The 10,297-nt window shown below is 45.6% G+C and carries 11 protein-coding genes; 6 read left to right on the top strand and 5 right to left on the bottom strand.

The window, feature by feature from the left end:
- The coding region (locus DA373_RS16600; RefSeq protein ID WP_157953668.1) for a transposase at window positions 1–179 on the bottom strand (179 nt) is incomplete at its 3' end.
- A 178-nt stretch (window positions 180–357) separates the two neighbouring features.
- Window positions 358–1,161, bottom strand: coding sequence for an inositol-1-monophosphatase (gene suhB, locus DA373_RS01605; protein ID WP_107850600.1), 804 nt, complete (start codon window positions 1,159–1,161; stop codon window positions 358–360).
- A 158-nt stretch (window positions 1,162–1,319) separates the two neighbouring features.
- Here suhB and DA373_RS01600 point away from each other — a divergent pair, with 158 nt between their 5' ends.
- Both DA373_RS01600 and DA373_RS01595 read left to right on the top strand, forming a co-directional pair.
- Window positions 1,320–1,790, top strand: coding sequence for an acyloxyacyl hydrolase (locus DA373_RS01600; protein WP_232821164.1), 471 nt, complete (start codon window positions 1,320–1,322; stop codon window positions 1,788–1,790).
- A 113-nt stretch (window positions 1,791–1,903) separates the two neighbouring features.
- A complete protein-coding gene (locus DA373_RS01595) occupies window positions 1,904–3,082 on the top strand; it encodes an MFS transporter (protein ID WP_157953666.1) in 1,179 nt (392 codons plus the stop codon).
- 55 nt (window positions 3,083–3,137) lie between these two features.
- Here the strand turns inward: DA373_RS01595 and DA373_RS01590 are convergent, their stop codons facing one another.
- Window positions 3,138–3,386 carry a YfhL family 4Fe-4S dicluster ferredoxin gene (locus DA373_RS01590; RefSeq protein ID WP_107850597.1) on the bottom strand — a complete coding sequence of 83 codons (249 nt, stop codon included), beginning with the start codon at window positions 3,384–3,386 and terminating at the stop codon, window positions 3,138–3,140.
- Window positions 3,387–3,743: 357 nt separating this feature from the next.
- On the opposite strand from DA373_RS01590, the gene DA373_RS01585 reads away from it, so the two are divergent.
- Window positions 3,744–5,060 (top strand): site-specific integrase, encoded by a 1,317-nt coding sequence (locus tag DA373_RS01585; protein ID WP_107850596.1) that lies wholly within the window; start codon window positions 3,744–3,746, stop codon window positions 5,058–5,060.
- Window positions 5,061–5,087: 27 nt separating this feature from the next.
- Here DA373_RS01585 and DA373_RS16595 read toward each other — a convergent pair whose 3' ends face one another.
- Window positions 5,088–5,273 (bottom strand): helix-turn-helix transcriptional regulator, encoded by a 186-nt coding sequence (locus DA373_RS16595; protein WP_408635730.1) that lies wholly within the window; start codon window positions 5,271–5,273, stop codon window positions 5,088–5,090.
- Between the two features lie 221 nt (window positions 5,274–5,494).
- On the opposite strand from DA373_RS16595, the gene DA373_RS01580 reads away from it, so the two are divergent.
- The 3 genes from DA373_RS01580 to DA373_RS01570 all read left to right on the top strand — a co-directional run bounded on the left by DA373_RS01580 (window position 5,495) and on the right by DA373_RS01570 (window position 8,156).
- Window positions 5,495–5,776 (top strand): hypothetical protein, encoded by a 282-nt coding sequence (locus tag DA373_RS01580; protein ID WP_107850595.1) that lies wholly within the window; start codon window positions 5,495–5,497, stop codon window positions 5,774–5,776.
- Between the two features lie 94 nt (window positions 5,777–5,870).
- Window positions 5,871–6,800, top strand: a complete 930-nt coding sequence (locus DA373_RS16255; RefSeq protein ID WP_157953665.1) for a hypothetical protein — start codon at window positions 5,871–5,873, stop codon at window positions 6,798–6,800.
- Window positions 6,801–7,238: 438 nt separating this feature from the next.
- Window positions 7,239–8,156 carry a replication initiation protein gene (locus tag DA373_RS01570; RefSeq protein WP_107850593.1) on the top strand — a complete coding sequence of 306 codons (918 nt, stop codon included), beginning with the start codon at window positions 7,239–7,241 and terminating at the stop codon, window positions 8,154–8,156.
- 43 nt (window positions 8,157–8,199) lie between these two features.
- On the opposite strand, the gene DA373_RS01565 is transcribed toward DA373_RS01570, so the two are convergent.
- On the bottom strand, window positions 8,200–10,209 hold the full coding sequence (locus tag DA373_RS01565) for an acyltransferase family protein (protein WP_107850592.1): 2,010 nt from the start codon (window positions 10,207–10,209) through the stop codon (window positions 8,200–8,202).
- Between the last annotated feature and the right edge of the window lie 88 nt (window positions 10,210–10,297).

The following is a 10,297-nucleotide window of genomic DNA, read 5'->3' as shown; positions in this document are numbered from 1 at the left end:
TCTGCTGGCTTGTCCGGCATGGGTATTCTCTGCGCTCCATCAATGGCTTGCTTACGCCAATCATACAGGGTCCACTTCGATATTCCCTCATCACGAGCCAGCTGAGCAATGGAAGGACAATCCGGAGACAGCATCTTACGGATCATGGCGTTTCTACGTTCTTCAGGGTACTGATTCATTCATGTCTACTTATCGCCCCTCCGTCTATGGTATTGGGTTTTAAAGAGGCGACAACTATCCTGACACGGGGGGCTGAAGTGGGGCCTACAAAGTATGCTGCCAGTCCCCAGTCCCTGACGTCCAGCCACAAAAAAGCCCCGCATATTGGCGGGGCTTGATATGTTTACCGGGCCGGGCTTAGTTGGCCAGCGACTCGGGCAAATGCTCGCGAATGGTGGACAGCATCACTTTCAGCACCTTGGGGTTGGCGCAGACCACGTTGCCGCTGCGGTCAAAGTTGTGGCCACCCACAAAGTCGGTCACGATGGCACCGGCTTCCCGGGCGATCAGGCTGCCGGCGGCGGTGTCCCAGGGCTTGAGGCCCAGTTCCCAGTAACCGTCTACCCGGCCGGCGGCCACATAGGCCAGATCCAGGCTGGCGGCACCGGCGCGGCGAATGTCGGCGCACTGCAGGAACATGCCCTGGAACATGGCCAGGAAGGCCTCGGTCTGGTGCTTTTGCTTGAACGGAAAGCCGGTGGCCAGCACGGTGTTGGTCAGATCCTTGGCCTTGCCGGTGCGAATGCGGTAGCCGTTGAGCTGGGCGCCGGCGCCACGGCTGGCAGTGAACAGCTCATCACGAATGGGATCGTAGATCACGGCCTGCTCGGTGCGGCCCTTCACCCGCAGGGCGATGGATACGGCAAAGTGGGGAATGCCCTTCATGAAGTTGGTGGTGCCATCAAGGGGGTCGATAATCCACTGGTAGTCGGGGTTACTGCCAGTCAGCTCACCGCACTCTTCACCAATAATGGTGTGCTCGGGGTAAGACTTGCGAATGGTGTTTATTACGGCGCTTTCCGCGTCAAGATCGACATTGGTAACGAAATCGTTCTGGCCCTTTTGACGAGTTTCCAGATTGTCCGGATTGGCAAAACCCTTGACGATAACCTGACCGGCGTTACGCGCAGCGCGCACCGCAATATTCAGCATCGGATGCATATGAGAAGACCCACTTGATGTTAAAGAACAAAATTCGAGCGCGAATTATACCAGCGTCCCCACCGCAGGCAAGGATTAAAATGGGTGTCTAGAATTTGAACAGGCTTGTAATAAAGAGGTAGGCCGGCATGAACAGGGGACGCGGGTGTGTGTGGTTGATGGTAATGCTGGCGTTTCCCTTGCGTGCAGATCCCTCTCTGGCACTGTCGGGTGGCGAGGGTGACAACGCCGAGCGCTATGGTCTGGGGGTGGGCTGGCAGCAGGACTGGCGCTCGCTTGCCGGAGGGCGCCTGGATATTGGGGTGGATCTTGATGGCAGCCGCTGGCGCCTGGATGGCGACCACCTTACCCAGCTCAGCGTGGTGCCGAGCCTGGTGTATGAAGGCGGGCAAGGTGGGCTGCGCCCCCTGGCCTATGCGGGGGTGGGGCCGGCCTGGATTAACCAGAGCCGGCTGGGGTCCAGGGAGCTGTCCAGCCGGCTGCAGTTTAACAGCCGGGCGGGTCTGGGTTTGATGATGGGCCGGCACAGCCTGGCGCTGGAAGCCTGGCACCTGTCCAATGGCGGGCTGAAAAAGCCCAACGATGGCCTTACTTCCTGGGGCGTCAGTTACCGTTACCGTTTCGATTAGAAAAACTGGGTCTGGCCATTATAAAAGCTCGCATGAATCTCGATTGCCAGCGGATCTCTCCAGTCTCTATGATGTGAGTCATATCATGTACCTGTTTTCTGGAGAATATGGCCATGTCGGGCCTGTCACTGGTGCTGCTGACCGTATTGATGGTAGCGGCGGGTCAGATGACCCAAACCCTTTATGTGCCCGCCATGGGCGACATGGCCGCCGCCCTGCAGGTCAGTGGCCAGGCCATGCCCCTGGTGATGGCTTTTTACCTGATCCCCTACGGACTGTTTCAGTTTGTATATGGGCCGCTGTCAGACCGTCATGGCCGCCGGCCGGTCCTGCTCGCCGGTCTCGGTATCTATGTGCTGGGCTCGGTGCTGATCCTGCTGGTGCCGTCTTACCCCATGCTGCTGCTGGGTAGCTTTGTGCAGGGGGCGGGCACGGCGGCGGCGGGCAGCCTGTGCCGCAGCCTGATGCGGGATCGCTTTGAGGGCGCCGAGCTGGTGCGTTACAACGGCTATGTGTCCATGGGCATCATGCTGGCGCCCTTGCTGGCCCCCCTGGCCGGTGGCTGGCTTAACCTGCACTTTGGCTGGCAGTCGATGTACGGCTTTCTGCTGGCCACCGGGCTGGTGATCCTGCTGGTGATGAGCCTGTGCTTTCGGGAAACCCTGCCCGCCGTGCGCCGCCATGTGCAGCCCATGCTGCCCGCCTATCAGTACGTGCTGCATCACAGTGGCTTTCGTCGTCAGCTCGGCATGCTGATCGCCACCTTTGCCGGCCTGATCCTGTACGAGGCGGTGTTCAGTGTGCTGGCCAGCCGGCAGGGCAACCTGACCAGCGCCGACATCAGCCTGCTGTTTATTCTGCCGCTGCCGCTGTATTTCGGCGGGGCCATGCTGGCGTCGATGAAGGCGGCGGTATGGACGGTGCGACGCATGCAGTGGCTGGCCAGTGCCGGCCTGCTGAGTGGTGCCGTGCTGGTGCTGGCCGGCGGCCTGCTGCCGGATCTGGGTCTGTTTATGCTGGTGCTGGGTGGGGGCCTGTATTTTGCCGGAGCGGGCCTGCTGTTTCCGGTGGCCACCTCCAGGGCGGTGGCGCCCTTTTCACAGCATGCCGGCACCGCCGGCGCCCTGCTCGGAGGCTGTGCCAATCTGGGGGGCGGTCTGTTTCTGCTGGTGCAGGGCCTGTTGCCGGAGATGGATCAGCGGGTACTGGGCGGGTTGCTGCTGGCCTGTGCCGGCCTGGTGGTGTGGTTTTTGCTGCCGGAAGAAGAAGCCCTGCCCGAACCCGGGGTATGAGCTTCGGAATATGAACCCATGAAAAAGCCCCGGTCTGCGAACCGGGGCTTTTTGTTCAGGCGTGATGCAGCACCACGAACTTGTCCCATAACTGCTCTTCGCTTTCCCTGTGGTCCGGGTCGTTAATGATGCAGTCGATGGGACAGACGCTGACACAGGTGGGCTTGTCGTAATGCCCGACGCATTCGGTGCACAGATCCGGGTCTATCTCGTAGATCTCCGGCCCGTAATAAATGGCACCGTTCGGGCACTCCGGCTCGCACATGTCGCAGTTGATGCAGCTGTCTTTGATTAGTAGTGCCATGCGCCAAGGTTCTCATTTAACTTATTGAAATACATAAATTTTTTTAGTGCCGGTATTTTGTCTATTGACATGCTTGCCTTATCATGCGTTTTCACATTTTTTCATAGTTTATCGGTTTTTTTCTCACGAATCTTCTCATGGCTCCATACGGGGCTTGTTCTCCTTCCCCAACTTCGGCATTGTTGATTTGTCGCGAGTTTACAGGCGTTTGTACGCAATCGGCTGTGAATTCTACCTCAATTTTGATGAACAAATAACCTGATTCTGGCTTTTTAAGCTGGTTATCCGGGATGGCTTCGCTCGTCCTGTGAAAACCTGCATCTGAAAGCTAGCGGATCTCTATTATCGGAGTGTTGTATGAATTTTGAACAAGCTAGATTCCAGCTGGAACTAAAGAAAAAATTTACAGATCGAGAACTCATGAACCTGCTTGATAAAGCAATAAAGGAAAACAAATCAATCACAAAAAGTGCGGGAAAACTGAGGCTAGTGATAAAGCCTAGCGGGAGTATATATATCGCGTTCTATCGAGAATATGGACGGGTGGGAGATCTGTTTAAGGACTTTAAGACGTATTCAGAGGCTTTGGATCACGCAGCAAGGATTATGTCCAGAGATATAACTAACGTCACTGTTTATTATGTTATCGAGTCATATATAAATAGCCTGATGAAGAGGTTGAGGAAAAAAGATGAGTCTTTGCCCTTTGTTATAGATAATCTTGCTGATGGTGAAGGCTATAGAGTTAGTAGCTTTAAAACGGAGTTGGGAAGAGCTAAAACTATTAAGTTAGCCTTTGATGAATGTCAAGTTTTCGGGAAAGTTAAAATAAGAGACATTGTTAGTGCTTGCGAATATCTTCTTTATGAATACGTGAAGCCAACAGGCGACGTTCTATCAAGGTCATATGTAAAGCAAGTTATGGAGTGTTTAAAGCGAGTATGGGCGCATGGTGCAATGCTGTATAATGATGACATTGACTGTGCCGCTAACCTGCACAAACACCCTGTTTTTAAAGACATTAAGTCTAATAAGCCATGCAAAGTATATACGGATAATAAAGGTATGGCTAAGCTCTGGATCAGAATAGCAAAGAAAACACCAATGCAAAAAAATGCTGTGAGGTTTATGATCCTGACAGGAGTAAGACCAATTAATGTTAGTAATTTAAGGTGGTCTTCTGTTAGTGATAAAATGATTAAATACTATGAGGGGGATATGAAGTCCAAAAGTATATTTATTATTCCAATTACGCCGGAAATACGAGAGATACTAGAAGAACAAAGAGGGGTTAACCCAGTTTATGTTTTCTCTGGAGTGAGAAACACAAATCTTCCCATGAATAAAAGATCTTTGGATAAATTATTTAAAGATAATTTTGATAATGAACATATTTACTCTCAGGGTAAAGATATAGGTAAAAAAGGATCTGCTGGAGCTTTCCCTACGCTATGCAGAAAGCTGGTGAAAACCAATGTTATAGAGCAACTACGTGAGTTCCGGCCCGATTATGAGAGAGTAAGTAAAATTTGTATGAATCACTCTGTAGGGGATAGCCTCTCCAAGCACTATGATTTTAGTGATGTACTAGAGCCGGCAATTGCTGGTTTTAATGCGCATTATAAAGTGTTACATGAAGAGATAAAGGCGTTGGAAGAGGAGGGATACAGGTAAAAAAAGGAGGGTTTCCCCTCCTTAAATTCAGCTAACACATTCCTGCATAAACATGTCTAACTGAGTTTTCCTGAACAGCACCTTGTTTTGAGAAAAACGGATTGGCTGAAGGTACTTACGCTTGCGATGTGTCTTCACATACCGGTTAAGCGTAGGCCTACTCACACCAATGTAAGATGCTGCTTGGGAATAGTTAAGTAGTTTGTTGTTCATTTCTATGTAATCTCTATCATGGTTCAAGCAACCCCTCGATATTTATCGTAAGGTCATGAATGAAAATGTCAACAATTATTTTTAACGAGCTTGTAACACCTGTTTTGAGTTATGGAGTATGACTCAAATGGGATGTTTCGATAATAACGCCTTATTTTGAATGTGAACTTATGGTTTTTAGTTGCTTTGGATTTACATTAATATTTTAGTATTATTAATATATGGAAAATAAAATAACTAAAATCATCTTTTTTCAAGATGTTAGTCGATACAGTAATTTTTTAGAAAAGTTGATTCATGATAAAAATAGTTTTTTATATGAGTCTTTATTCGGTAAAAGTGGCGGTATTGATATTGAAGAGATTGTTAAAGCACTACTTGTATTAGAAAAGGCAAGATATCTTGATAGTGTGGATGGTTATGACTTCAAGCAAGCAGAAAAGAGATTGAAGATTGAGTTAGTTGAGTATGTCGTTGCCAACTTCTTGAAAAATTATTTTTGATTTTGGGGTTCTTAGGGTCTCCCTAAGCAAGTACGGTTAACCTTCGGTTAGCCTATCTTGAATACAAATGTGAAATATAAATATTAATTTAAATATGAAAGGATGGACAGTAAAAACAGCAGTGACAAAAAATGGTGCTAAAGGTATAGCTGCCAGACATGTATACTTGTTTAATAAGAAACATATAAATCATGAAAAGACCGAATGTATCACCAAGGTGTTTGGTGGTGATGATGCTATGGCTAATATCGTTTACTACGCAGAACGCTACTCTGCAGAACAAAAAATGAGAGGGCTAGGCGGTCGGCCTCCAAGCTCTTACGCAATGGAATTTACGTTGAACTTACCAAAAAATTATAGACCTTCAGAAAAACAGTGGCGCGGGATTGTTATTGATTGTATCAATGCATTGGCGAAATGTTGTAATGTTGGGGGCAAAGAGCTGGCTAGCAGTACGCTTGCAATATTACATCAGCAGAGCATGGAGGGTAAAGGGACTGGAGATCATGTCCACTTGGTTGTTGGGAAATTTACAGAGCAAGGAAATTTTCTAAAAAACTTACAACGTAAAACAGCAACACATGTACTTAAAAATACCTTTAATAATTCAACGAAGCAAAGATGTGGTTATGACTGGACTGAATATGCAAAAACTCTTGAATGCCAGAAGTGCCCCAACAAAAAAAACATTCCGAGCTGGAGAGTAAAAAGTGCCAGAGACTTTAACTTGATCGATGAAAAGTTGAATCTGGTTAAATCTCTATCTGAACAGTTCGATAATAAGCTTCATAAAACTCAACTGGAAAAGAAGCTTTTGGAAAGGTTGCAACGTCAGCTTATAAAGTGGTTTAAGGCAAAGGAAGAGAAAGACTCAACTCAAAAGAACAGACAAAAAAATAGAATTTACAAAACTATGAGTGAACTATCAAATTTAGAAATATGCTCAGAGGTTTCTTCAGTTATAGAAAAGATCAATGAATGTGTTAGTGAAAAAAATATCAAGAGAGAAGATCTTAGTCTTTAGATAGGGCGTTAGCCCTTCTCAATAAATTTTTCATATTGTTTTCCTGTTGCATACTTGTTTTTGTCCTGATTTCATTTCCTGTTTAGTTTCCTGTTCCTGATCTTGTTTAGCAGACTTGTTTCTGTAGCATGTTTCACTATCTTGTTTAGTTAACTAAAAAAATTACTGATAAGCCAAGCTTGCCTAGGGTTATTCAAAACTATAAAAATGATTTTTTATGTGCAGTGCTGGCTGTTACGTATCAGATGTTTTTTTTGATCGCTGAGAGCTGTCAATTTTTGTGAAATGTTATGTTTTTGAGGGAAGTGGTTCAAGTGTAAGGCGAGATGGTGGAAGAGTAAGGGAGTAGTTTCTGGCAAGGAACGAAGTGATGATAATTTGTGTTGAAGGGTTGACTTCCATTTTTTGAATTACTAACTTTCAGAAAAAGGAGAACCAATGAACCGTTTAGAAAATAATACTATTTCACTTTCCAATCAAATCATAAACTTCACAAGCATGAGGATCATGGAGCGGCGTATATTATATACTGCTTTATCTCTGATCAATCCAACAAGTGAAAAGTTTTATACTGACTATATTTCACATTCGAAAGTGCCTGACTTTGACTTTAAATATAGGTCTGTTATTTTTTCTATAGAGGATTTTGTTTCACTATGGGGGCTTAAATCTAAAAATAACAAAATAGAAGTAGAAAGAAAGGCCGAGTTACTTGCTGATATAAAGTGTAATGTCAGGCCGATTCGTACTCAAAAATTAACTGATGATAGTGTAAGTGGTGTTAGTGCTATAGATGTTTTCGAGTGTGTGGAAGAAGCAGATTACGGTTTTATTAAAATGAAGTTCAGTTATGAATTCTTGCCTTATTTATATAATGTGGATCAACACCCGAAGGGCTACACTACTATCCCGCTTAACTACTTGGTTGGCTTGAAAAGTGAAACTTCTTTTTATTTTATGCGTTTATTCCTCAATGAAGTATCACTGCAGAAAAGAGCAAGCCTCAAATTTAATCGGCGCATTGATACATTATGCGAGTTGCTTCGAGTTAGTTGTGATATCAACTTCAGAGACTTTAACGCTAAAATTTTGAAAACAGCTTTAAATGAAATAAATAAAACTCAGTTTATTAATGTTGGTGTAAATACGATAAAAATGAGGTGTAGAGACACTAACAGGCCAAAAATTTACAAGCTTGAGTTTGATGTTGTTGCTGAGAGCTTCCATAAAAGGAAAGGAGAGGCTCAAGACGCAAAGGATGTTTATGAAAAGAGAAAGGAAGAGCAGTTGGATTTTGATTTTAAGGTTGGTAATAATTTAAGTTTTGATGAACCTGAAGAAGAACTTCCATTCTGAAATATAGGGGCAGCATGATGCTGCCCCTTTTTATATGATATTTTTATTTACTAGCCAAGGTTGCTTCAGTTTTTCGTTCTTTGAATACTTCTTCAAATATAGGCATCAGAAGTTGTCCACCTCGTTCATTTAGATGGTCGTCATCATAGTAAATTGGTTTTCCACCATTGTCACCGTAACAAAAATGTTCATCACATAAATAAGGAAGTGGATCTAAAATTTTAATTCCACAATTTTTGGCAGCTGTGTTTTGAGCTTCAATTGCTCTTTTATTCCTATCATAGTATTCATTTATATCGATAGATACTCTAGAGGGATTTCCATATAACAGTAGGTTGCTTCCCATTGTTTTAGGGACATTTATCTTTAGCTCAGGGATAGGCCTTAACATAAATGTTGGATTGCTTTCAGCGATAAGGCATGCAGTTTCTATTATCCCTTGAGTGATTTCATTGTAAAATTCATCATCTCTTTTTTCATGAGGTGATGTGATATATCTATTGGGATTTTCTATCTCAAGGCTTCTATCTGGCTCATTGGGGCCTTCAATATATCCAGACGTTCTGTTAATAATAAAAACAGGTGTATCACTTTTTTCTTTAGATAGTCTTTTAACTGCTGAGTCAACAAAATCACCGCAACGATAACTTTGGTCTTTTTTGTCTTTGAAACCTACTATTGTTGGGCAAGAGCTTAATGTCCAGTCGAGAACATTGAGATCATTTGAGGGCAAAGCCTTTTCTATTGTGCGAACAAAAGAAGCCGCATGGCTATCACCAATTACAATTGCTCCGAGTTTATTCCCACCATAAGTACACTCTGGAATAGGTTTAGAGCCTGAAACGTGACATTCAGCCATTCGAGGATTTCTGTTATTAGCCTCATTGAAGATGGCATCAACATGAGGAAGACGCCCGGGAACTCCATCCTGTAGCCTTACCGCCAATCCGGGCAGCGCTACTGCCAGAACCACCACAGCAAAGCCAATAATACTAGGCTTAAGACTTACCTTGTTCAGGTGGAAGCGAACAGGCTTTTCTACTAGCCTGTAGGAGGCGTAGCCGGATACCAGCGTCAAGAGAAGGGCAATAGCTATCGCAAACAGGTTTTGCTGCAATCCTGCATAGTTTAGCGCAACAGCAAAGGGCCAGTGCCACAGGTACAGGGAGTAAGAGATATTCCCCAGCCACTGAGCAGGTTGCGTTGCAGTCAGCTTTGATTCCTGATTAGCCAAGAGTACTAAAGCAGTACCAATTACAGGCAGCAAAGCGAGATAACCGGGCCAGACAGCCGCAGTGGTTAAGAAAAAGATAGAGTACAGCAGAAGAAGAAAACCGATAGCTTCGAGCGATTTACTCTGGATGTAAGAAAATCTTATCCTGTCTGCCAGAAGATATACTAATCCACCTGCCAACATTTCCCACGCGCGAGTGGGCAGCAGATAAAAAGCTGCACTTGCCTTGATTGGAGATAGTACGATTGACAGGCCCAGTGAGAGCATAAAGCCGACGGCCATCATACCAATAATGAAGTTACGGCTGGGGCGAAGCTTCCACAGCAGAAGCAGTACCAGAGGCAAAATAATGTAAAACTGCCACTCTACAGACAGCGACCATGTGTGCAGTAGCCATTTTTCATGGGAAGCAGCATCAAAATAGCCGGCTTCCTTCCAGAACTTGATGTTGGAGACAAATCCCAAGGCACTGAAGATATGAAACCCCAGCGCTCTGTAGTCTGTTGCGGGTAACCAGAACCAGCCAAGAATGAGCAGAACCGTGCATAGCACCAGCAGTGCAGGAACAATCCGGCGAGCTCTGGCGAGATAAAAATTTAATAGGCTAAATCTATTACCCCCCCCCGAATGCTCTATTCCTCCTATTATTATGCCGGTCATCAGGAAGCCTGAGATGACGAAAAAAATATCTACCCCGACAAACCCCCCATCGAACCCCGGTATTCCAAAGTGATAGAGAATGACGGCCACAACGGCCCATGCCCGTAGGCCATTTATGTCCCTGCGAAAGGAGGGAGGCTTAGTGCTCAAAGTTGTCATAATGCTATTTTTGTTGTTGTTAATAGAAAGGCGGTGGATCTTACAATAAATAAGGCGTTGAGGGCAGGCTATGGAGAGAGGGAGACGG

Origin of the sequence: Oceanimonas marisflavi (genome assembly GCF_003049725.1) — a bacterium.
Taxonomy (GTDB): Bacteria; Pseudomonadota; Gammaproteobacteria; order Enterobacterales; family Aeromonadaceae; genus Oceanimonas; species Oceanimonas marisflavi.
Note: the sequence above shows the minus strand (reverse complement) of the source record. Positions and strands in the feature narration are given on the sequence as shown.